Annotated in this window: 19 protein-coding genes; 11 read left to right on the forward strand and 8 right to left on the reverse strand. The window is 54.3% G+C overall.

The window, feature by feature from the left end:
* Nucleotides 1-293 precede the first annotated feature (293 nt).
* A complete protein-coding gene (locus SIK97_RS11475; RefSeq protein WP_046878655.1) occupies nucleotides 294-749 on the forward strand; it encodes a DUF4385 domain-containing protein in 456 nt (151 codons plus the stop codon).
* A 273-nt stretch (nucleotides 750-1022) separates the two neighbouring features.
* Entirely contained in the window at nucleotides 1023-2321 is a 1299-nt protein-coding gene (locus tag SIK97_RS11480; protein WP_057173010.1) for an MFS transporter, read from the forward strand.
* 2 nt (nucleotides 2322-2323) lie between these two features.
* Here SIK97_RS11480 and SIK97_RS11485 read toward each other — a convergent pair whose 3' ends face one another.
* The 5 genes from SIK97_RS11485 to trxC all read right to left on the reverse strand — a co-directional run bounded on the left by SIK97_RS11485 (nucleotide 2324) and on the right by trxC (nucleotide 8046).
* Nucleotides 2324-2650 carry a YfiM family lipoprotein gene (locus tag SIK97_RS11485; RefSeq protein ID WP_014839230.1) on the reverse strand — a complete coding sequence of 109 codons (327 nt, stop codon included), beginning with the start codon at nucleotides 2648-2650 and terminating at the stop codon, nucleotides 2324-2326.
* 39 nt (nucleotides 2651-2689) lie between these two features.
* Complete coding sequence (pssA, locus tag SIK97_RS11490) at nucleotides 2690-4045, reverse strand: CDP-diacylglycerol--serine O-phosphatidyltransferase (RefSeq protein ID WP_014230410.1); 1356 nt, start codon at nucleotides 4043-4045, stop codon at nucleotides 2690-2692.
* 93 nt (nucleotides 4046-4138) lie between these two features.
* Complete coding sequence (locus SIK97_RS11495; protein ID WP_014839229.1) at nucleotides 4139-6817, reverse strand: bifunctional acetate--CoA ligase family protein/GNAT family N-acetyltransferase; 2679 nt, start codon at nucleotides 6815-6817, stop codon at nucleotides 4139-4141.
* Between the two features lie 35 nt (nucleotides 6818-6852).
* On the reverse strand, nucleotides 6853-7551 hold the full coding sequence (locus SIK97_RS11500) for a tRNA-uridine aminocarboxypropyltransferase (RefSeq protein ID WP_014839228.1): 699 nt from the start codon (nucleotides 7549-7551) through the stop codon (nucleotides 6853-6855).
* Nucleotides 7552-7620: 69 nt separating this feature from the next.
* Nucleotides 7621-8046 (reverse strand): thioredoxin TrxC, encoded by a 426-nt coding sequence (gene trxC / locus SIK97_RS11505; RefSeq protein WP_004104599.1) that lies wholly within the window; start codon nucleotides 8044-8046, stop codon nucleotides 7621-7623.
* 203 nt (nucleotides 8047-8249) lie between these two features.
* Between trxC and SIK97_RS11510 the strand changes: the two genes are divergently transcribed.
* Nucleotides 8250-9323: a tRNA/rRNA methyltransferase gene (locus SIK97_RS11510; RefSeq protein ID WP_057173011.1), complete on the forward strand. Its 1074-nt coding sequence runs from the start codon at nucleotides 8250-8252 to the stop codon at nucleotides 9321-9323.
* Between the two features lie 55 nt (nucleotides 9324-9378).
* Here SIK97_RS11510 and ung read toward each other — a convergent pair whose 3' ends face one another.
* Nucleotides 9379-10068, reverse strand: coding sequence for a uracil-DNA glycosylase (ung, locus tag SIK97_RS11515; RefSeq protein ID WP_014230405.1), 690 nt, complete (start codon nucleotides 10066-10068; stop codon nucleotides 9379-9381).
* Between the two features lie 311 nt (nucleotides 10069-10379).
* On the opposite strand from ung, the gene grcA reads away from it, so the two are divergent.
* Complete coding sequence (gene grcA / locus SIK97_RS11520) at nucleotides 10380-10763, forward strand: autonomous glycyl radical cofactor GrcA (protein ID WP_004104596.1); 384 nt, start codon at nucleotides 10380-10382, stop codon at nucleotides 10761-10763.
* Between the two features lie 45 nt (nucleotides 10764-10808).
* On the opposite strand, the gene srmB is transcribed toward grcA, so the two are convergent.
* Nucleotides 10809-12140, reverse strand: a complete 1332-nt coding sequence (gene srmB, locus SIK97_RS11525; protein ID WP_004853282.1) for an ATP-dependent RNA helicase SrmB — start codon at nucleotides 12138-12140, stop codon at nucleotides 10809-10811.
* A gap of 132 nt (nucleotides 12141-12272) precedes the next feature.
* Between srmB and trmN the strand changes: the two genes are divergently transcribed.
* Nucleotides 12273-13013 (forward strand): tRNA(1)(Val) (adenine(37)-N(6))-methyltransferase TrmN, encoded by a 741-nt coding sequence (trmN, locus tag SIK97_RS11530; protein WP_032750910.1) that lies wholly within the window; start codon nucleotides 12273-12275, stop codon nucleotides 13011-13013.
* Here the strand turns inward: trmN and nadB are convergent.
* Nucleotides 12998-14617 (reverse strand): L-aspartate oxidase, encoded by a 1620-nt coding sequence (gene nadB, locus SIK97_RS11535; RefSeq protein WP_004853280.1) that lies wholly within the window; start codon nucleotides 14615-14617, stop codon nucleotides 12998-13000. The two genes, trmN and nadB, sit on opposite strands and share 16 nt — an antisense overlap.
* Nucleotides 14618-15041: 424 nt before the next feature.
* Here nadB and rpoE point away from each other — a divergent pair, with 424 nt between their 5' ends.
* The 6 genes from rpoE (at nucleotide 15042) to lepB (ending at nucleotide 20707) form a co-directional block, all read left to right on the forward strand.
* Nucleotides 15042-15617: an RNA polymerase sigma factor RpoE gene (gene rpoE / locus SIK97_RS11540; protein WP_004104583.1), complete on the forward strand. Its 576-nt coding sequence runs from the start codon at nucleotides 15042-15044 to the stop codon at nucleotides 15615-15617.
* 32 nt (nucleotides 15618-15649) lie between these two features.
* Nucleotides 15650-16300 carry an anti-sigma-E factor RseA gene (gene rseA / locus SIK97_RS11545; RefSeq protein WP_004853279.1) on the forward strand — a complete coding sequence of 217 codons (651 nt, stop codon included), beginning with the start codon at nucleotides 15650-15652 and terminating at the stop codon, nucleotides 16298-16300.
* Entirely contained in the window at nucleotides 16300-17256 is a 957-nt protein-coding gene (gene rseB / locus SIK97_RS11550; RefSeq protein WP_004853278.1) for a sigma-E factor regulatory protein RseB, read from the forward strand. Before rseA ends, rseB begins: the two co-directional genes overlap by 1 nt.
* Complete coding sequence (rseC, locus tag SIK97_RS11555) at nucleotides 17253-17732, forward strand: SoxR-reducing system protein RseC (protein ID WP_025106579.1); 480 nt, start codon at nucleotides 17253-17255, stop codon at nucleotides 17730-17732. Before rseB ends, rseC begins: the two co-directional genes overlap by 4 nt.
* A 185-nt stretch (nucleotides 17733-17917) precedes the next feature.
* On the forward strand, nucleotides 17918-19717 hold the full coding sequence (lepA, locus tag SIK97_RS11560) for a translation elongation factor 4 (RefSeq protein WP_004853275.1): 1800 nt from the start codon (nucleotides 17918-17920) through the stop codon (nucleotides 19715-19717).
* A gap of 15 nt (nucleotides 19718-19732) precedes the next feature.
* Entirely contained in the window at nucleotides 19733-20707 is a 975-nt protein-coding gene (gene lepB / locus SIK97_RS11565) for a signal peptidase I (protein ID WP_025106581.1), read from the forward strand.
* Nucleotides 20708-20803 lie beyond the last annotated feature (96 nt).

The raw sequence follows: 20803 nt of genomic DNA on the forward strand, positions 1-20803 counted from the left end.
CTCCCCATGTGAGAGTAGGGAACTGCCAGGCATCAAACAAGTGAAGAGCCCATCCAGACGGATGGGCTTTTTGCGTTTTTGTCGACTGAACCGACCGGACATCGGTTTACCCATAAAACCCATCTCCGCGGACATTTCTGCCTTTTACTCCCTGCTTTCATCCACATCTTCATAATAATAACCTGCCGGTTTTATGCGGGCTCTCTGTATAAAGATACAGAAGATTCCATTAGCCACACTTCAGTCTTATGTACCAGGCTTATAATGTCTATCAGCCAGCCCGTGAGAAAATAATGGCCATTAAGCCTTTTAATTACCAGCAAGACTTTTCCAGCATCGATTTTCGCCAGCATCCGGAGCTTTATCAGGTAGGAAGAGGTGAACAGGGCGTGTTGTTGGTTGAACCCTATAAAAGCGAAATTCTTCCCTACTGGCGCTATAAAGATGAAGCATCGGCGATTGAATCTGCGAGAAAAATTTATCAGCTCTTCGAGTTCTATCGACAGCAGAATGATTTTGTCGGTATGGATATGGCGCGCAAATTTATTCAGATGGGCTACACCCGGGCAAGGCGTTATGCCAATTACAAAGGCGGTAAAAAATACGCGAAGGAGGGGCACCTGAATTCGCGAGGTAATGATCCTGTTAAGGCGGCAGCTGCGGCAGTTTTCAAACAATGGTGGGATAAGCTTCGTCAGGATGAAGATTATCTCCAGCGAAAAAAGAAACATCAGGCTCATTGGGGATAATTTTCAGCATCGATCTTCCCGCCCCACATAAATTTGTGCCGCAATATCGCCTGTATAAAAACCTGTTCTGGCCCGCTATTCACCATATTTCACTTTGCTAATCCTGAAGAATCTCCTTTTAATCGCGAAAACCTGCAGTACGAAAAAAAATGTGAATGGCATCACAAACTAAAAAATAACAATTATATAACATTTAATTTACTAATCGATTTGTCTGATTGAGCGGGGTCACCCGACGCGGCAGATTGCAGTCTTTGCTGGAGCAGAATTACAATGACAGAAAGCAGTATTAGCGAACGCGGATCCCAGGATCAGGGTGATACCCGGCGCCGTATATGGGCAATTGTGGGGGCGTCATCAGGGAATTTGGTGGAATGGTTTGATTTCTACGTCTATTCATTTTGCTCACTCTACTTTGCGCACATCTTCTTTCCTTCTGGCAACACCACTACGCAATTGTTACAAACTGCAGGGGTATTTGCGGCGGGTTTTCTGATGCGTCCGATCGGGGGATGGATATTCGGGCGCATTGCCGATCGTCGTGGACGTAAAACCTCTATGCTTATCTCCGTATGCATGATGTGTTTTGGTTCACTGGTGATTGCCTGCCTGCCGGGTTATGCAACGATAGGGACCTGGGCCCCGGCTCTGCTGCTACTTGCACGCCTGTTCCAGGGCCTGTCCGTTGGCGGAGAATACGGTACCAGCGCGACCTATATGAGCGAAGTCGCGGTGGAAGGAAAGAAAGGTTTCTATGCCTCATTTCAATACGTCACGCTGATTGGTGGGCAACTTCTGGCCGTGCTGGTTGTAGTTGCCTTACAGCAGATCCTCAGCGATGAAGAGCTTCATGCCTGGGGATGGCGTATCCCGTTTGCTCTTGGCGCAGTCCTGGCTATCGTTGCCCTGTGGCTGAGACGACAGCTGGACGAAACGTCTAAACAGGAAACGCGCGCGTTAAAAGAAGCGGGATCGTTTAAAGGATTATGGCGTAACCGTAAGGCATTTATCATGGTGCTCGGATTCACTGCCGCAGGGTCGTTAAGCTTTTATACCTTTACAACCTATATGCAGAAATATCTGGTCAACACCTCAGGCATGAGCGCGGGCACTGCCAGCATGATTATGACCGCTGCCTTATTTGTTTATATGCTTGTTCAGCCGCTTTTCGGCGCGCTTTCGGATAAGATTGGCCGCCGGACCTCAATGCTCTGTTTTGGCGTACTCGTCACCGTCTTCACTGTCCCTATTCTCAATGCATTACAGAACGTGAGTTCACCGTATGCGGCATTTGCTTTAGTGATATGCGCCCTGTTGATAGTAAGCTTCTATACCTCAATCAGCGGCATTCTGAAGGCCGAAATGTTTCCGGCTCAGGTTCGTGCCCTGGGGGTTGGACTCTCTTATGCGGTGGCCAATGCGCTATTTGGCGGCTCGGCAGAGTATGTCGCGCTGTCGCTAAAATCAGCGGGAATTGAGCACGCCTTTTACTGGTACGTGACCGTCATGGGCGCGATTGCCTTCCTGGTCTCCCTGACGCTGCATCGTAAAGGCAAGGGGCTACGTTTGTAGTATTACTGATGTGCCAGCTGCCATACCGCATAGCCGGTAGTGGCACCTGCCACATCCCAGGCAAAATCTTTCCAGCTCCAGCCGCTCCCTGACGGGCGGCTGTCCCATAGCTCCTTCGATGCCCCTAAGCTCACGGAAAACATAAAGCCTATAGCGGCACTCCGGTCGCGGCTATAGCCCTGATGCTGGGCATATTCATTGCCTGCGGCGGAAAGCATGGCTGAGGCGAGGAAGTGTTGGGCTTTATCCTGGCCGCTCCATGAATCATTAGCCATATGGCTGCAGCCAGTCAGTAATAATAGTGGGGCAATAAGCATGATGACGCGCATACTAATTCCAGAAAAAGCCCCGCTGGGCGGGGCGTGAATTCAGAGAATACGGCTGATAAGGCGGTCGATTCGGATACGTCGCAGACGCCTGATCAGTTTGCGTACCTTTATCGGGTAATCGGCAATACTTTGCAAATCGCGATAGTGCTGAACGATCGTAGTATGTTTGCGGATGAGATTGAGCTCTTTTTCACGCATTGCGCCGAGCTGGTGTTTTGGATCGTGGATAAGTATCGCGTTTTCCAAATCCAGCCGCCATGCGCGCGGGTTCAGGTTATTGCCGGTCAGCAGCATCCATTCGTCATCAACCCACATGCCTTTCAGGTGGTAGCTGTTATCGTCGTCCTTCCATAAACGGACAATCAGCTGATCGGTATTGACATAATACTGCAGTCGGCTCAGGAAGCGTCGCAGATTGATTTCGTAAAGATAGGGCAGCGCGCCGATAATTTTAAACGGCTGATCTTCCGGAATATAGAAATCATTAGCGGTTTTATCACCAACGATAATTTCGACTTTCTTCCCGCTACGCAGCAGTTGGATGATATTACGTACCAGCAGAGCGGGCAGGTTGAAATAGGGGGTGCAGATAGTCAGCTTATGCTCAGCGCAGGGCATCAGATGAAAAATGGTTTTATTCAGCAGACTCGTCTTCCCGAGGCCCACTAACGGAGTGACCGACAGCTGGTCATCGTCAGCATTGCCGATAAAATGATAGCTGCTATCGCGGAGCTCCTGGCGATACTGGCGGATGTCATTTTTGATTTCCGGACTTTTTGGCCGATCGGCCCTGTCAAGGCGGTTAACGCCACGCCCTTGCACCAGGTTATTCTCAACCCAGTCGAACATCACATCAGCCATTTTACCGTTGCGAATGCACTGGTAGCGGTCGTAGCGATACTTATCGTGTTGATGCAGATAAACATCATTCAGACTGGCGCCGCTGTAGAGAACGCTGTCATCAATGATAAAACCTTTGAAGTGGAGGACGCCGAGCGCTTCCCGGGTATTGACCGGAACGCCATAAACCGGGATATCGACACCGGGATTTTCCTGCGCCATGCGGCAGTACCAGTCGGCATTGGTGTTTGACGCCGCGACGCCAATACGCCCGCGCTGGGCGCGATGCCAGTCGACCAACACCTGAACATCTAATTCGGGACGCTGACGCTTAGCGTCATAGAGCGCCTGCAAAATTCCTTTGCCGCCATCATCCTGTTCCAGATAAAGCGCAATGATACAAATACGCTGGGTGGCTTGAGCTATCCTGGCCAGTAACGCTTGCCGAAAATCTGCCGGAGCGTAAAAGAACTCGATATCATCAACTGACTGAGAAAGCTTAGGGAGTTGGGCAAGGTGTTGTTGATGTTTATTGCGTTTAAATTTTGACAACATCACAGTGCGTTTCTTCTCTGTTTATTGAAGGGTCTTCTGTACCATGCAGACGACGTAAGCGGGCAATAATACCATTACTACCCGTTAAAGTAGTCAACAATTGCGGCCAGCCGTTTGTAATTGCTCAGGTACAAGCTGTAGAGACAAACTGACAATTCCATCTTCAAGCTGAATATCAACCGAGAATCCTAGCTTTCTGGCGAGTCCGATCATGCCTTTATTATTCGGCATGGTAATGCCATTCAAACGCTGCAGGCCGTGGTTTTGCGTGTAGGCAATCAGCTTTTCCAGGAGCTTGCGGCCTAACCCCATACCCTTCAGGTCGGAGCGCACCAGTACAGCAAACTCGGCATCGATATTATCCGGATCGGAGATCGCTCGCGTTACGCCGAGGATCTCGTTCCCCTCGGCGGTGGTGCGCACAGCAACAAAGGCCATTTCTCGATCGTAGTCGATCTGCGTCATATTGGCTAAATCATCATGAGTAAATTCGTTGATTTCGCTGAAGTAACGATAATAAAGATCTTCTTTCGTGACCTGAGCGATAAAGGCCATAAGCTGCGGCTCATCTTCCGGGAGGATGGGACGGAAAAGACAGCGTTCGCCATTCTTCATCACCACCCACTCCTCCTGCTGCTGAGGGTAAGGGCGTATGGCCAGGCGACTTTCACTATCGCCGGTAAACGGTGCGAGAGTTAACGTGACATCAAGCGCGGTAAACTCGTGGCCGGAAGCCAGAAGAGGATGAATATCCAGGCGCTGTATTTCCGGACAGTCGACGATCAAATTCGATACCTGTACCAGAAGCTGGCTCAGGCCAGGAATATCGAGAGGGCGCAGCGCGCTGCGGCCGCGCACTTTTTTACTTTTGATGGCCTGGATAACCAGATAGCGCGCAAGGTTCATATTCAACGGCGGGAGCGCGACGGCGGCCTGATCCTCAGCCCGCCATTCGACGCCGCCTTCCCCCAGCATGATCAGCGGCCCAAAAACCGGATCGTGCTCAACGACAACCCGCAGCTCCTGCGCCCCGGCGCGATTAGCCATGCTTTGCACCAGCAGCCCGTGAATACGCGCCTGAGGCCAGGTCATTTTGACGCGATCGATAATCGCGTCCGCGGCCTGCTGTACCTCGGTAGCCGTGCGCAGATAAAGCATAACCCCCTGAACTTCCGACTTGTGCGGAATATCAGGCGAGCGCAGCTTCAGAGCGACGGGGTAGCCAATCTGCTCGGCAATATGTACAGCCTCGGCGCTATCAGCGGCAATCCACGTCGGCAGGGTATGAATACCGTAAGCATGCAGAACGGGGCTCACTTCATGGGTATCCAGCGACGTTGCGCCTTCATTCATTGCCCGTTGCAGCAGGTTGTGCGCTTCGGCAGCGTTAGTGGTTAACGAATTTGACAGGACCGGGGTTTCCCTGAGCTGTTTCTGGTTACGCCGGTACTCCACCATGTGCATAAAAGCGGTAATGGTTCCTTCAGGCGTTCGATAGGTCGGCAGCCCCGCATCGCTAAACAGGCGCCGCGCTTCTTGTGAAGAGAACTCACCGCACCAGTTGGTAAGAACCGTAACGTATTTGCCGCGCGGGTGGCGCTTCAGGGCGTCAATCAGCGCCAGCGCGCTCTCTGTTCCCGGTGCGGCAGCGCTGGGAGAGTGGATCACCAGCAGCGCATCGTAGTCATGGCTATCCAGCAGTACGTTCAACGCTTTGAGGTAATGCTCGCTGCTGGCGTCATCGCGGAGATCCAGCGGGTTGGCAATATCGATGGTTTCAGGTAATGCCTGACGGAGAGCGCTGCTGGTCTCTTCGCTGAGCGCGGCGAGTTTGCCGTTACGCAGCCAGAGCTCATCCAGCGCCAGCGCAGCCGGAGCGGCGCCGTTGCTGATTATCATCAGTTTCTCGCCGCGCAGCGGGCGCATGTGGCTGAGGGTTTCGACCGCTGAGAACAGCTCGTGCGTGTCCTGTACGCGCAATAAACCTGCGCGCTGAATAGCGGCGTCCCAGGCCGGATCCATGCCAGAGTTGACGTGCAGAAGCTTCTGCGCAGCCGGACTGCGTCCGCTTTTTATCACCAGGATCGGCTTATTACGCGATGCGCTACGGGCCGCAGAGACAAAACGACGGGCATCGCTGAGGTGTTCGAGATAAAGCAAAATGGCGCTGGTTTTACTATCGCGAGCGAGGAAATCAAGCAGGTCATCAACGTCGATGTCCAGACTATCCCCCAGCGCAATAAAGTAAGAAAAACCCATCTCGCGCTGCTGGGCCCAGTCGAGGATGGTATTGGAGACCGCCGCCGATTGCGAAATAAACGCCAGTTTGCCGCGATGAATAGGCACCGGCGAAAAGCTGGCGTTGAGGCCCTGCCACGGCGCAAGCAGGCCAAGGCTGTTAGGGCCGAGCAGACGCATCTGGTAGCGGGAGGCGCATTCAAGCAGCGCGGGATACTGTTCGGGGATGGAGGAGAGAATGATGCAGGTTTTGCACCCTTTTTGCCCCAGCGCTTCCAGCAGCTCAAGATTTCGGCGGGCGTTAGTACAAAGCACGGCGAGATCGGGCGTGAAGGGCAGACTGTCGACGTCAGGCCAGGCCAGTACGCCCTGAACCGCTTTCCACGCTGGCGTTACGGGGAGAACGGGGCCGCTAAATCCGCCCGCCAGCAGGTTGCGCATCATCAGATAACCGGCGCGCTGTGGTTTCATTGATGCGCCAATAACGGCGATCGACTTTGGCCGCAGCAATGCTTCCAGGCCTCGTTGGCTCATACCGGTCTCCTTTGATCCCCAGTGACCGGATGATTTTAAACGTTTTCTGTCAGTTGTGCTGTGATACTGCCCTTATGCTGAGTTTTTCCTGCCAGGTAGCGCGTTCTGAATAAGCTGAAGTGCCCGCCAAGGGCCGTGGCTGCGCTTTTATCCCCCGCGAGATCCAATAGCGCAATCGCGACTTCGGCAGTACAGTATTGGCCTTCTGCGTGAGCTTCCCGCAGGTGATAAGCGGAGATACGCGACAGATCGACGGAAATCATCGGCAGCGCGTCAAGCCAGGGGCTTTTACGGAACATTTTTCGCGCTTCGGGCCAGGTGCCGTCGAGCATAATAAACAGCGGTGGTTTACCCGGGGGCGGTGAATCAAGTACCTGACGCTCCGGGCCAGCATAAGAGGCAGGAAAAACCACCATCGGCTGATATTGCGCGTCGGCGACGAGATCGAGAAGCGCCTGCGGCGGTTCGGTTCGTGACCACTGAAAGGCCTCCGTATCCGGCAGGATATCGGCAATCAGGCGACCGGTATTGCTGGGCTTCATTGGCTCGGTATCGAACATCACCAGGCAAAAACGGCTGGCGGCAGCAGCCGGCTTGAGGGTGGCGCAAAGGCACTGCTTCAACGGCAGCAAGCAACGCTGGCAGCGGTGGATACGGTTGCCGCGAGCAAGAAAAGGCCGGGTGGCGCGCGCGAGGCGTTCGGCGCGAAGGCGAAGGACGGCGTTATCAGTCATGGGGATCGCTAAGAAAAAACGCCATTGTCGCAGAGGAGAAAACGGGGCACAAGCGGTGCCCCGTGAGGTTTACTGCTGGCCTGCTTCGTTTAGCCAGCTATCGAAAGGTGCTTTAGGTACGGCGCCATTGAGCATGTCGATAACTTCGCCATTTTTAAACATCATAATGGTCGGGATGCTGCGAATGCGGAAGCGAGCGCTCAGTTCACGCTCCATTTCGGTATTCACTTTCACGAAACGCATTTCGCCGCTGCGTTCTTCAGCCACATCTTCAAAGATTGGCGCAAAGTTACGGCAGGGGCCACACCACGGCGCCCAGAAATCAACAACCACGGGCAGATCGTCCTTCAGCAGTTTATCCAGCGTTGCCCCGGTCGCGTTGATCACATCGCCATCAAAAAGATCGTGACCGCAGCGCCCGCATTTCGCGCCATCGGCGCTACGATCGTCGGGGATGCGGTTCAGAGCCTGACAACTGGCACAAACGGTATTCATAACTAACCTCTGGTTATGGGTTGCAGCGCGGCACGTGGCCGATTTGTTTCTGTAATGTTACATATTATCGATGCACTGCGAATAAAGGACAATGAGTTTTATTCAATGAATACGATAGACTCAGGCTTTTAAATGAAATAATGGCTAAGTGATGGCACATCGGGTAATCTGCGCGCTTCGCGCAGCGCAGGTGGAGAAAATGAATGAGCGACGACGAACTGAAAAATAAAAGCGGCAAGGTCAAAGTGATGTATGTCCGCAGTGATGATGATTCTGACCGACGTACCCATAACCCGCGTACCGGGAAGGGCGGGGGACGTCCAGGAAAGTCTCGTGTTGACGGTCGTAACCGCCCTGCGCGCGATGAAAAAGAGAGCCGCGGTGGCGATCGTAAACGTGACGATCGTAAGCGTGAAGGCTTTGGCGGCGAGGGCTCCTCTCCGTGGCGTACCGTATCCCGCGCGCCGGGCGATGAGGCGCCGGTAAAAGCGGATCACGGCGGGATCAGCGGAAAAAGCTTTATCGATCCTGAAGTGCTGCGCCGCCAGCGCGCGGAAGAAACCCGCGTTTATGGTGAAAACGCCTGCCAGGCGCTGTTCCAGAGCCGTCCGGACGCCATCGTTCGCGCCTGGTTTATCCAGAGCGTGACCCCGCGCTTCAAAGAAGCTCTGCGCTGGATGGCGGCGAATCGTAAAGCCTATCACGTGGTCGATGAAGCAGAGCTGGCGAAAGCGTCCGGCACTGAACACCACGGCGGGGTTTGCTTCCTGATTAAAAAGCGCCACGGCACTTCCGTTGAGCAGTGGGTGGCTAAAGCCGACGCTGAAGATTGTGTTCTGGCGCTGGAAGATGTCGGCAACCCGCACAACCTCGGCGCGATTATACGCAGCTGCGCGCACTTTGGCGTCAAAGGCGTGATTGTGCAGGATGCCGGCGTTATGGAGTCCGGCGCCGCGATTCGTACTGCGGAAGGCGGCGCGGAGCACGTTGAGCCGATTACGGGCGACAGCTTCATCGATACGCTCGAGCGCTTCCGTAAAGCGGGCTACGCGATTGTTTCTACTTCCAGCCATAACGGGACTCCGCTGTTCAAAGCCGAGCTGCCGAAGAAAATGGTGCTGGTGTTAGGGCAGGAGAGTGACGGTCTTTCTGACGCCGCTATCTCCAGCGCCGATCTGAACATCGCGATTGAAGGCACCGGCAACGTTGAAAGCCTGAACGTGTCCGTAGCAACCGGCGTGCTGCTGGCTGAATGGTGGCGGCAGAACAAGGCGTAACACCTTGTCTCAGAGTCAAAATGCCAGCGTAATGCTGGCATTTTCATTTTCAGAGCTATTCGCTTTCAGCCGGTAGCCTGGGCAGCCAGTCAATGGGCGCTTCGCCGCGTTCGGTCAGCCACTGATTCGCCTGCACGAAATGATTACTGCCAAAGAACCCGCGGTGGGCGGAGAGGGGCGACGGGTGCGGCGCTTTGAGCACGCAGTGGCGCTGGCGATCGATTATCGCGCCTTTCTTCTGCGCATGCGAACCCCACAGCAGAAAGACGACGCCTTCCCGATGCTGGTTAATCAGCGAAATGACTTTATCGGTAAAGGTTTCCCAACCGAGGCTGGCGTGAGAGTGCGCTTGTCCGGCACGTACCGTTAATACGGTATTGAGCAGCAACACGCCCTGGCGCGCCCAGCTTTCGAGATAACCGTGAGTCGGGCGCTGAAAGCCTGGTATCGTCCCTTCCAGTTCCTTGTACATATTCAGCAGCGATGGCGGGATCTGAATGCCCGGTAGAACCGAGAAGGCGAGGCCGTGCGCCTGCCCTGGTCCATGGTAAGGATCCTGGCCGAGAATCACCACTTTAACGTCGCTTAGCTCAGTATAACGAAACGCGTTAAAGACATCTTTTTGCGGGGGATAGATGGTGATTCCCGATTGCCGCTCGTCAGCAACGGTTTTCAGGGTATTAACAAAATAGGGTTGCTGCTTCTCTTCTGCCAGCACGTCATGCCAGGTTAATGGGGCGGTCATTTTGCTCTCCTGCAAAGTGTCATTGCCATAGCTTAACTGCATCTTTCAACATCACAAAATTTGCCCCACGCGATTGAAGTTCTTTATGCAAAAAAAATTGAAAACTTACAAATTTATTTGGTGGGTGGCATGGCGTAACTTGATGTAAAACAATAATATCCGCCTATGACCACTTTTGTGATGTGGTTTTTGTTGATTTAAATCAAAGAATGCCGGGTGTACGGCTGATATATATACACTCATAGAACAATGGTTTTACCAATTGGCCGCGAAGGCCAATAATCGAACAAACCCTGCCTGGGAGGCATAAAATGATTACTGGTATCCAAATTACTAAAGCTGCAAACGACGACCTGCTGAACTCTTTCTGGCTGCTGGATAGCGAAAAAGGCGAAGCCCGCTGCCTGTGCGCGAAAGCCGGTTTTGCTGAAGATGACGTGGTTGCAGTGAGCAATCTGGGTGAAATCGAATACCGTGAAATCCCGGTAGACGTGAAGCCTGAAGTCCGCGTTGAAGGCGGTCAGCACCTGAACGTTAACGTGCTGCGTCGCGAAACTCTGCTGGACGCGGTTGAACATCCGGAAAAATACCCGCAGCTGACCATTCGCGTGTCTGGCTATGCGGTACGCTTTAACTCTCTGACTCCGGAACAGCAGCGCGACGTTATCGCCCGTACTTTTACTGAAAGCCTGTAAGATTCCGTTTTAATGTGAAAACGCCGGGATATCCCGGCGTTTTTTTTACTCTTCGTTTGACTTCTGCGGAGCATCCGCTGCGCTTGGTTTACGACGTTTACCAATGTTTTTGGTATCGCGATGGCGTTTTTTCACGCGCGGTTTCTCTTTTTCTTTCTCTTTCTTCTCTGCACGCTTGGCTAAAACCTTCTTGGAAGGTTTACCGGTTTGCTTCTCGCTGGGTGCGCGAGTGGTCGGGCGCAGTTCATCGATGACGCGGGCTTTTAACGGCTCTTCAATATAGCGGCCAATTTTACCCAGCAGCAGATGGTCGTGGGCTTCGACCAGAGAGATGGCCGTTCCCTTTTTACCCGCGCGTCCGGTACGACCGATACGGTGCAGATAGATGTCGGCCGTGCGCGGCAAGTCGAAGTTGAAAACGTGACTGACGTCCGCGATGTCGATCCCGCGCGCGGCAACGTCGGTGGCGATTAACACGTTAATACGGCCATCGGTCAGGCGGCTAATCGCTTCATTACGTTTTGCCTGTACCATCTCGCCTTCCAGCCAGCAGGTGTTGATACCCGCTTCACGCAGCCAGCCCGCCAGCTCATGCACGCGCTCGCGCTTACGGACGAAGACGATAGAACGCGTCGCTTCCGGCTGCTTTAGCAGATGGACCAGCAGCGCGGTCTTATGCTTGACGTCATCGGCGCGGTAATACCACTGGTGAATCTTTTTACGCTCGCGGGTGGAGGGAGTCGCAGAGACTTCCACCGGTTCTTCCAGCAGACGCTCAGCAAAATCTTTAATGGCGTCACCTTCGAGGGTGGCGGAGAACAGCATGGTCTGCTTACGCCAGCGGGTTTCACCGGCAATGTGTTCGATATCCTGCGCGAAGCCCATGTCCAGCATGCGGTCCGCTTCATCAAGGATCAGCGTTTCAACGGCGCGGCAATCAAAGTTTTCTTCTTTAATATATTGCAGCAGGCGACCGGTCGTGGCGACCACGATGTCCTGGTTCTCGCTGAACACTTCAGCATGGTTCATATAGGCGACACCGCCGGTGATCGTGGCGATATCCAGATGAGTATGTTTTGCCAGCTCACGCGCATGGTCGGCAACCTGCATCGCCAGTTCGCGCGTGGGGGTCAGGATAAGAATGCGCGGCGGACCAGACTTCTTGCGCGGAAAATCGAGCAGATGCTGCAACGCTGGCAGGAGATACGCCGCCGTTTTACCGGTGCCGGTCGGGGCTGAACCGAGAATATCACGGCCATCAAGCGCAGGCGGAATAGCGGCGGCCTGAATGGCTGTCGGGCGTGTGAAACCTTTATCCTGGAGGGCGTCCAGCAGGTTTTCGTCGAGTTCAAGTTCGGAAAAAGTCGTTACAGTCATGATCTACCTCTGAGTGGACCGCCGATTATAGACGTTACGGACGCAATGTTCATCTGTTTGTAAGGCTATCTGTTCTCCGGTATTGTGCATAGCCTTAAGCTCAGGAGTTTTTTGCCCGCAAGGTTATCGAGGATGTCCCAGTCGAAGTTCGCGCTGCCGCGCAATGGTTTTACGTTTAAGCAGTTTTTTGTCGCCCACGATCGCTGTGCGATGAAAGTGGGTACCGACGGCATTTTACTCGGTGCATGGGCCCCCATCGCTCAGGTTAAGCGCGTGCTGGATATCGGCGCGGGCAGCGGTCTGTTAGCGCTGATGCTCGCGCAGCGAACCGGCGAGACGGTGATTGTGGATGCCGTGGAGCTGGATGAAGAGGCGGCAGAACAAGCGCGAGAAAACGCCGCGGATTCTCCCTGGGCCGAGCGTCTGCAGATTCATCAGGCGGATATTCAGCAATGGCAGCCGCAGCAAACCCGGCGCTATGAGCTGATTGTCAGCAATCCGCCTTTTTTCGCTGAAGGCGTACCTTGCGCCACCTCGCAGCGCGAGCAGGCTCGCTATACCTCCTCCCTCGATCACGCAACATTATTAACCTGCGCCGCCGAGCTTATTACGGAGGAGGGGTTTTTCTGCGTCGTGCTTCCGGTCGACATTGGTAACGCCTTTGTGCAGCGGGCGCAGAATATGGGCTGGCATCTGCGTCTGCGTACCGACGTGGCGGAAACGGAAGTGCGCCCGCCGCATCGGGTTCTGTTGGCTTTTTCGCCGACGGCGGGGGAGGAGTGCTTTAGCGACAGATTGATCATCCGTGGGCCAGAGCAGCAGTATTCCGAAGGATTTACCGCTCTGACCCAGGACTTTTATCTTTTTATGTGAGCCAGCGGCGAGAGCACCGACGGCCCGCTCTCCGGCAACTGGTCAGGATAGTCCAGCGTATAGTGAAGCCCGCGGCTCTCTTTACGCAGCATGGCGCAGCGCACAATCAGCTCGGCAACCTGCACCAGGTTTCGCAGCTCCAGTAAATTATTGGAGACGCGGAAGCGGGCGTAGTATTCGTCCAGCTCCTGCTGCAGCATAGTAATGCGGCGCAGGGCGCGCTCAAGACGGCGGGTGGTGCGCACGATGCCGACATAATCCCACATCAGCAAGCGCAGCTCATGCCAGTTGTGCTGAATCACGACCAGTTCATCAGGTATTTCAACCTGGCTTTCGTCCCATGATGGCAGTTCATTGACCGCCTGCGCGAACGGCAGACGCTTAACGATATCTTCGGCGGCGGACCACCCGTAGACGAGGCACTCAAGCAACGAGTTTGATGCCATCCGGTTAGCGCCGTGTAATCCGGTATAGCTTACTTCACCGATGGCATACAGCCCGTCGACGTCGGTGCGCCCGTGATCGTCAACCATGACGCCGCCGCAGGTGTAGTGCGCGGCAGGAACCACGGGCACCGCTTCTTTTGTCAGATCGATGCCCAGCCCCAGCAGCTTCTCGTAGATCATCGGGAAGTGGTGGCGAATAAATTCTGCCGGTTTATGGCTGATATCCAGATACATGCAGTCAGCGCCAAGGCGCTTCATCTCATGATCGATGGCTCTGGCGACGATATCGCGCGGAGCCAGCTCGCCGCGCTCGTCAAAGTCCGGCATAAACCGCGTGCCGTCAGGGCGTTTCAACAGCGCGCCCTCGCCGCGCAGCGCTTCCGTCAGCAGGAAGTTGCGCGCTTGCGGATGGTACAGCGCGGTTGGGTGGAACTGATTAAATTCGAGGTTGGCGACCCGGCAGCCGGCACGCCAGGCCATCGCGATACCATCGCCGGAAGAGACGTCAGGATTCGTCGTATATTGATAAACTTTAGCCGCGCCGCCGGTAGCCAGCACCACGGCCTTTGCGCTACAGGTTTCAACCGCTTCTTTATTACGATTCCAGATCCACGCGCCCACCACCCGGCGCGTGCCGGGCAGGCCGATTTTATCGGAGATAATAAGGTCAACGGCGTTACTGCGTTCCAGTATGCGGATATTAGGGTGGGCCAGCGCCTGGCTCACCAGGGTAGTCTCAACGGCTTTACCGGTCGCATCGGCGGCGTGGAGAATTCTGCGGTGGCTGTGACCTCCCTCGCGGGTCAGATGGTAGCTCTCTTCGCCGTTCGCCTGAACCTGAGTATCAAACAGCACGCCCTGATCGATTAGCCACTGAACGCAGGGTTTAGCGTTGCTCGCCACGAATGAGACCGCATGGCGATCGCAAAGACCCGCTCCGGCTATCAACGTATCCTCGATGTGCGATTCAACGCTATCGGTTTCATCAAAGACGGCGGCAATACCGCCCTGAGCGTAGAAAGTAGAACCTTCACTGATAGGGCCTTTGCTGAGAACCGTGACCGCGCAGCGTTCCGCCAGGCGTAAGGCAAGGGATAATCCGGCAGCGCCGCTGCCAATAATCAGCACATCACAGGAGGAATCGGAAGTTGTTTTCATGGCCTTTGTTTAATTTACTAAACACAATAAGCGAACAATAGCACCAGCCAGCGAGAAATCGTACATTTTTTTTACTCAGCGTTGTGAGGACTAAACATAACGGCGTAATGAGGCGGGCTGTAAATGGAAAAAAGGTTTTGCGAAGCGGCTCGTGAGCTTCAGATTTTATAGTGAAATAAAAGCCGGGTTACGTTACCCTTCTGGCGGGTCTTGCGCTTTTTCTTATTATCTTACATATCGTTTAGCGACCGGGACATATAATGAGAGATAACAATCCGTCAGCCGGTGCCGGACGAAAAACAAAGGCGTAACGGAACTTTATTGTTTTCAGACACTCCAACCCTCTGCTTGCTCACTTGATGCAGTAATTGGGTGGTGTTTTTGAATACGCATGGGAATTGGGTTTGGGGAGACATTACCTCGGATGAGCGAGCAGTTAACGGATCAGGTCCTCGTTGAACGGGTCCAGAAAGGAGATCAGAAAGCATTTAACCTGCTGGTGGTGCGCTATCAGCATAAGGTTGCAAGTCTGGTCTCCCGCTACGTGCCGCCGGGCGATATCGCTGACGTTGTTCAGGAATCGTTCGTTAAAGCATGGCGTGCGCTGGATTCTTTCCGGGGGGATAGCGCTTTTTACACCTGGTTATATCGCATCGCCGTAAACACGGCGAAGAATTATCTGGTTGCTCAGGGACGCCGTCCGCCATCCAGCGATGTTGATGCGAATGATGCTGAAAACTTCGAAAGTGGCGGGGCATTGAAAGAAATTTCGAACCCTGAGAACTTAATGTTGTCAGAAGAGCTGAGACAAATAGTTTTTCGTACCATTGAATCGCTTCCGGAAGATTTACGCATGGCAATTACCTTGCGGGAGCTGGATGGCATGAGCTATGAAGAAATAGCCGCCATCATGGATTGTCCGGTGGGCACAGTGCGTTCGCGCATCTTCCGGGCGCGAGAAGCTATTGATAATAAAGTTCAACCGCTAATCAGGCGTTGACGATAGCGGAATACTGGAAAAGGGTATCAGGCATGCAGAAAGAAAAACTTTCGGCCTTAATGGATGGTGAAACGCTGGATAACGAACTGCTCAACGAGCTGGAGCGTTCATCTGAAATGCAAAAAACCTGGGAGAGCTACCATCTCATCCGCGATACGCTGCGAGGCGATACGAGTGAGGTGCTCCATTTTGATATCTCAGCTCGCGTCATGGCCGCCATTGAAAACGAGCCCGTTCGTCAGACGGTTCCTCTAATTCCTGAATCTCAGCCCGCACCGCACCAGTGGCGTCAGATGCCTTTCTGGCAAAAAGTACGCCCGTGGGCCAGCTCGCTTACCCAGATGGGCGTTGCCGCGTGCGTATCCCTTGCTGTGATTGTCGGCGTTCAGCAGTATAATGGCCAGTCTGATTCATCCCAGCAGCCAGAGGCGCCGGTGTTTAACACCATGCCGATGATGGGTAAGGCCAGCCCGGTTAGCCTGGGCGTGCCGGCGGATGCTTCGGCAGGTAGCGGTCAGCAGGCTCAGGTGCAGGAACAGCGCCGCAGAATTAATGCTATGCTGCAGGACTATGAATTGCAGCGTCGCCTGCATGCGGAACAGCTTCAGTTTGGCCAGGCCCAGACTCAGCAAGCTGCTGTTCAGGTGCCGGGCTATCAAACTTTAGGAACACAATCGCAGTAATGAAGCAACTTTGGTGTGCCATGTCGCTCATGGCAGGCAGCCTGTTCTTCTCCGTCAACGCCTCGGCTGATACATCGTCCGGGGCGTTGTTGCAGCAGATGAACCTGGCCAGCCAGTCCCTTAATTACGAGCTCTCTTTCGTCAGCATCAACAAGCAGGGTGTTGAGTCGCTGCGTTATCGACACGCTAAACTAAACAATCGCACCCTGGCACAGCTGCTCCAGCTTGACGGGCCGCGTCGGGAAGTGGTGCTGCGCGGAACGGAAATCAGCTATTTTGAGCCCGGACTCGATCCTTTCACCCTGAACGGCGACTATATCGTTGATTCGCTGCCTTCATTGGTCTACTCCGACTTTAAACGTCTGTCATCCTATTACGACTTCATTTCCGTGGGGCGGACGCGTATTGCCGATCGTTTATGCGATGTTGTGCGCGTCGTGGCTCGCGATGGCACCCGCTATAGCTATATCGCATGGTTAGATGCTGAAACTAAGCTGCCTCTGCGCGTTGATCTGCTTGACCGCGACGGCGAAACGCTTGAGCAGTTCCGCGTCGTCTCGTTCAACGTTGGCGATAACGTTAGCGCCAGTATGGAAACCCTGTCTAAGGCTAACCTGCCTCCGCAGCTGTCGGTGCCGGAAGGGGGCAATAAGGCCAACTTTAACTGGGCGCCAACCTGGCTGCCGCAGGGCGTGGCCGAAGTCTCCAGCAGCCAGCGTCGTCTGCCCACTTTCGATGGCCCGGTAGAGTCCCGTTTGTATTCCGATGGGCTGTTTAGTTTCTCTGTCAATATCAATCGCGCCACGGCAAATAGCAGCGATCAGCTGCTGCGTACCGGCCGTCGTACCGTGGCGACTACCGTGCGTGATAACGCAGAGATAACCATCGTTGGCGAGCTGCCGCCGCAAACGGCGAAGCGTATTTCCGATAGTATTAAATTCAGGGCAGTACAATGATTAAAGAGTGGGCGACGGTCGTTTCCTGGCAAAATGGCGTTGCGCTGGTGCATTGCGATGTGAAAGCCTCCTGCAGCAGCTGTGCTTCTCGCGCCGGTTGCGGAAGCCGGGTGCTGAATAAGCTTGGGCCGCAAACCAGCCATACCCTTAGCGTCCCCTGCGAACAGCCGCTGTCGGCCGGGCAAAAAGTCGAACTGGGCATTGCCGAAAGCAGCCTGCTCGGGTCGGCGGTATTGGTTTATATGGCGCCGTTAGTCGGTTTGTTCTTGATGGCATCGATATTCCAGGTGCTGTTTGCCAACGACTTTGCCTCGCTTTGCGGGGCAATTTTGGGCGGCGTTGGCGGGTTTCTGGTCGCTCGCGGTCTTTCGCCTGGCTTAGCCTCCCGGCAGTCGTGGCAGCCGGTTATTATCAGCGTCGGTTTACCGCCAGATTTAGTCCGCATCGAGACGCCTTCCTCCCAGCTGGGTCAGTGATTTCACTGGCCCTTATCTTTATTTACAACTCCCGCAAGAACTCATCATTTACTCCGGTTATGCTAGCGGTAAGAGCATTTCCTGGTTTCGTGGATGTAGTGTAGAATGCGGCGTTTTCGGATTAAAAAACGTCAGGCACAGAACAGCGGCCTCATGATTCGCGTAAGGCATAATTAACTCTAAATATGAAGAATATACGTAACTTTTCAATCATCGCTCACATCGACCACGGTAAGTCGACATTGTCTGACCGTATTATCCAGATTTGCGGTGGCCTTTCCGATCGTGAAATGGCAGCCCAGGTTCTGGACTCCATGGATCTTGAACGTGAGCGCGGTATCACTATCAAGGCGCAGAGCGTCACCCTGGATTACAAAGCAACTGATGGCGAAACCTATCAGCTGAACTTTATCGACACCCCCGGCCACGTCGACTTCTCTTATGAAGTTTCTCGTTCGCTTGCCGCCTGTGAAGGCGCTTTGCTGGTGGTTGATGCCGGCCAGGGCGTCGAAGCCCAGACGCTGGCTAACTGCTATACGGCGATGGAAATGGACCTTGAAGTCGTACCGGTCCTGAACAAAATCGACCTGCCCGCAGCCGATCCGGAACGCGTAGCGGAAGAGATTGAAGACATCGTTGGTATTGATGCCACCGATGCGGTGCGCTGTTCAGCGAAGACCGGCGTTGGCGTACCGGACGTGCTGGAGCGCCTGGTGCGCGATATTCCGCCGCCGGAAGGCGATCCGGAAGCGCCGCTGCAGGCTCTGATTATCGACTCCTGGTTTGATAACTACCTCGGCGTCGTTTCTCTGGTGCGTATCAAAAACGGCACCATGCGCAAAGGCGATAAAATTAAGGTGATGAGTACCGGGCAGGTGTATAACGCCGATCGCCTGGGCATCTTCACGCCGAAGCAGGTGGACCGTACCGAGCTGAAATGCGGCGAGGTAGGCTGGCTGGTTTGCGCCATTAAAGACATCCTTGGCGCGCCGGTCGGCGATACGCTGACGCTTGCGCGCAACCCGGCAGATAAAGCGCTGCCCGGCTTTAAAAAGGTGAAACCGCAGGTCTATGCCGGCCTGTTCCCGGTCAGCTCCGATGATTATGAAAACTTCCGCGACGCGCTGGGCAAACTGAGCCTCAACGATGCTTCTCTGTTCTATGAGCCGGAAAGCTCTACGGCGCTGGGCTTCGGTTTCCGCTGCGGCTTCCTGGGTCTTCTGCATATGGAGATCATCCAGGAGCGCCTGGAGCGTGAATACGATCTGGATCTGATCACCACGGCGCCGACGGTAGTCTATGAAGTCGAAACCACCTCGAAAGAGGTTATCTACGTCGACAGCCCGTCGAAGCTGCCGCCGCTGAACAATATTCAGGAGCTGCGCGAGCCGATCGCGGAGTGTCACATGCTGCTGCCGCAGGAGTTTTTGGGCAACGTCATCACCCTGTGTATCGAAAAGCGCGGCGTACAGACCAACATGGTTTACCACGGCAATCAGGTTGCGCTGACCTATGAAATCCCGATGGCGGAAGTGGTGCTCGACTTCTTCGACCGACTGAAGTCTACCTCCCGCGGCTATGCATCGCTGGACTACAACTTCAAGCGCTTCCAGGCTTCCAACATGGTGCGTGTGGATGTGTTGATTAACGGCGAGCGTGTGGATGCGCTGGCGTTGATCACGCATAACGACAATGCGCCGTACCGCGGCCGCGAACTGGTAGAGAAGATGAAAGAGCTGATCCCGCGTCAGCAGTTCGATATCGCTATCCAGGCTGCCATCGGCAACCACATCATTGCCCGCTCTACCGTAAAACAGCTGCGTAAAAACGTCCTGGCGAAATGCTATGGCGGCGACGTCAGCCGTAAGAAAAAGCTGCTGCAGAAGCAGAAAGACGGTAAGAAACGCATGAAGCAGGTCGGTAACGTTGAGCTTCCGCAGGAAGCGTTCCTCGCCATTCTGCACGTTGGTAAAGACGGCAAATAACCCTAAGGAGTTGGCATGGCGAACATGTTTGCCCTGATCCTGGTCATCGCTACTGTGGTGACGGGTCTGTTGTGGTGCCTGGATAAGTTTATCTTTGCGCCAAAACGTCGCGAAAGTCAGGCCGCTGCGCAGGCGGCGACCGGCGACCAGTTGGACAAGAAAACGCTGAAAAAGGTCGGCCCGAAACCGGGCTGGCTGGAAACCGGCGCGTCAATCTTCCCGGTACTAGCGATTGTGCTGGTGGTTCGCTCATTCATTTATGAGCCCTTCCAGATCCCCTCCGGCTCGATGATGCCGACGCTGCTGATCGGCGATTTTATTCTGGTTGAGAAGTTTGCCTACGGCATTAAAGATCCGATTTACCAGAAAACGCTGATCGAAACCGGACATCCGAAGCGCGGCGATATTGTCGTCTTTAAATATCCGCAAGATCCGCGCCTGGATTATATCAAGCGTGCGGTCGGTTTACCGGGTGATAAAGTGACTTACGATCCGATTGCCAAGCAGGTCACTATCCAGCCGGGCTGTAGTTCTGGCCAGGCCTGCGGCAACGCGCTGCCGGTCACTTACTCCAACGTTGAGCCGAGCGATTTCGTACAGACCTTCTCCCGCAGCAACGGCGGCGAAGCGACCAGCGGTTTCTGGCAACTGCCGAAAGGCGAGACCAAAGCCGATGGCATCCGTCTGACCGAACGTAAAGAGACGCTGGGCGAAGTGACGCACCGTATATTGACCGTACCGATTGCTCAGGACCAGGTGGGGATGTATTACCATCAGTCCGGTCTGCCGCTGGCGACCTGGATTGTCCCGCCGGGGCAGTATTTTATGATGGGTGACAACCGCGATAACAGCGCCGATAGCCGTTATTGGGGCTTTGTGCCGGAAGCGAATCTGGTGGGTAAAGCAACCGCAATCTGGATGAGTTTCGAAAAACAGGAAGGCGAATGGCCTACCGGCGTACGTTTATCGCGTATCGGTGGTATCCAGTAAATTTTTCCTGCTTTATTCACGCTGCCGACGCAATAACGGCAGCGTGAATTATTTAAAATTTAAATCTATTCAAACTAACGACATCCCTTGTCGTTG

It is taken from the genome of Klebsiella sp. JN_Kp126 (assembly GCF_033843325.1).
GTDB classification, from domain to species: domain Bacteria; phylum Pseudomonadota; class Gammaproteobacteria; order Enterobacterales; family Enterobacteriaceae; genus Klebsiella; species Klebsiella michiganensis.

What these genes read in the sequence shown, in the direction of transcription:
- rseC (WP_025106579.1), top strand. Translation starts at nt 17,253, where the DNA reads ATGATTAAAGAGTGGGCGACGGTCGTTTCCTGGCAAAATGGCGTTGCG.
- trmN (WP_032750910.1), top strand. Translation starts at nt 12,273, where the DNA reads ATGTCCCAGTCGAAGTTCGCGCTGCCGCGCAATGGTTTTACGTTTAAG.
- lepA (WP_004853275.1), top strand. Translation starts at nt 17,918, where the DNA reads ATGAAGAATATACGTAACTTTTCAATCATCGCTCACATCGACCACGGT.
- rseB (WP_004853278.1), top strand. Translation starts at nt 16,300, where the DNA reads ATGAAGCAACTTTGGTGTGCCATGTCGCTCATGGCAGGCAGCCTGTTC.
- rseA (WP_004853279.1), top strand. Translation starts at nt 15,650, where the DNA reads ATGCAGAAAGAAAAACTTTCGGCCTTAATGGATGGTGAAACGCTGGAT.
- trxC (WP_004104599.1), bottom strand. Translation starts at nt 8,046, where the DNA reads ATGAATACCGTTTGTGCCAGTTGTCAGGCTCTGAACCGCATCCCCGAC.
- lepB (WP_025106581.1), top strand. Translation starts at nt 19,733, where the DNA reads ATGGCGAACATGTTTGCCCTGATCCTGGTCATCGCTACTGTGGTGACG.
- ung (WP_014230405.1), bottom strand. Translation starts at nt 10,068, where the DNA reads ATGACCGCCCCATTAACCTGGCATGACGTGCTGGCAGAAGAGAAGCAG.
- SIK97_RS11510 (WP_057173011.1), top strand. Translation starts at nt 8,250, where the DNA reads ATGAGCGACGACGAACTGAAAAATAAAAGCGGCAAGGTCAAAGTGATG.
- grcA (WP_004104596.1), top strand. Translation starts at nt 10,380, where the DNA reads ATGATTACTGGTATCCAAATTACTAAAGCTGCAAACGACGACCTGCTG.
- SIK97_RS11475 (WP_046878655.1), top strand. Translation starts at nt 294, where the DNA reads ATGGCCATTAAGCCTTTTAATTACCAGCAAGACTTTTCCAGCATCGAT.
- SIK97_RS11485 (WP_014839230.1), bottom strand. Translation starts at nt 2,650, where the DNA reads ATGCGCGTCATCATGCTTATTGCCCCACTATTATTACTGACTGGCTGC.
- SIK97_RS11500 (WP_014839228.1), bottom strand. Translation starts at nt 7,551, where the DNA reads ATGACTGATAACGCCGTCCTTCGCCTTCGCGCCGAACGCCTCGCGCGC.
- SIK97_RS11495 (WP_014839229.1), bottom strand. Translation starts at nt 6,817, where the DNA reads ATGAGCCAACGAGGCCTGGAAGCATTGCTGCGGCCAAAGTCGATCGCC.
- pssA (WP_014230410.1), bottom strand. Translation starts at nt 4,045, where the DNA reads ATGTTGTCAAAATTTAAACGCAATAAACATCAACAACACCTTGCCCAA.
- nadB (WP_004853280.1), bottom strand. Translation starts at nt 14,617, where the DNA reads ATGAAAACAACTTCCGATTCCTCCTGTGATGTGCTGATTATTGGCAGC.
- srmB (WP_004853282.1), bottom strand. Translation starts at nt 12,140, where the DNA reads ATGACTGTAACGACTTTTTCCGAACTTGAACTCGACGAAAACCTGCTG.
- rpoE (WP_004104583.1), top strand. Translation starts at nt 15,042, where the DNA reads ATGAGCGAGCAGTTAACGGATCAGGTCCTCGTTGAACGGGTCCAGAAA.
- SIK97_RS11480 (WP_057173010.1), top strand. Translation starts at nt 1,023, where the DNA reads ATGACAGAAAGCAGTATTAGCGAACGCGGATCCCAGGATCAGGGTGAT.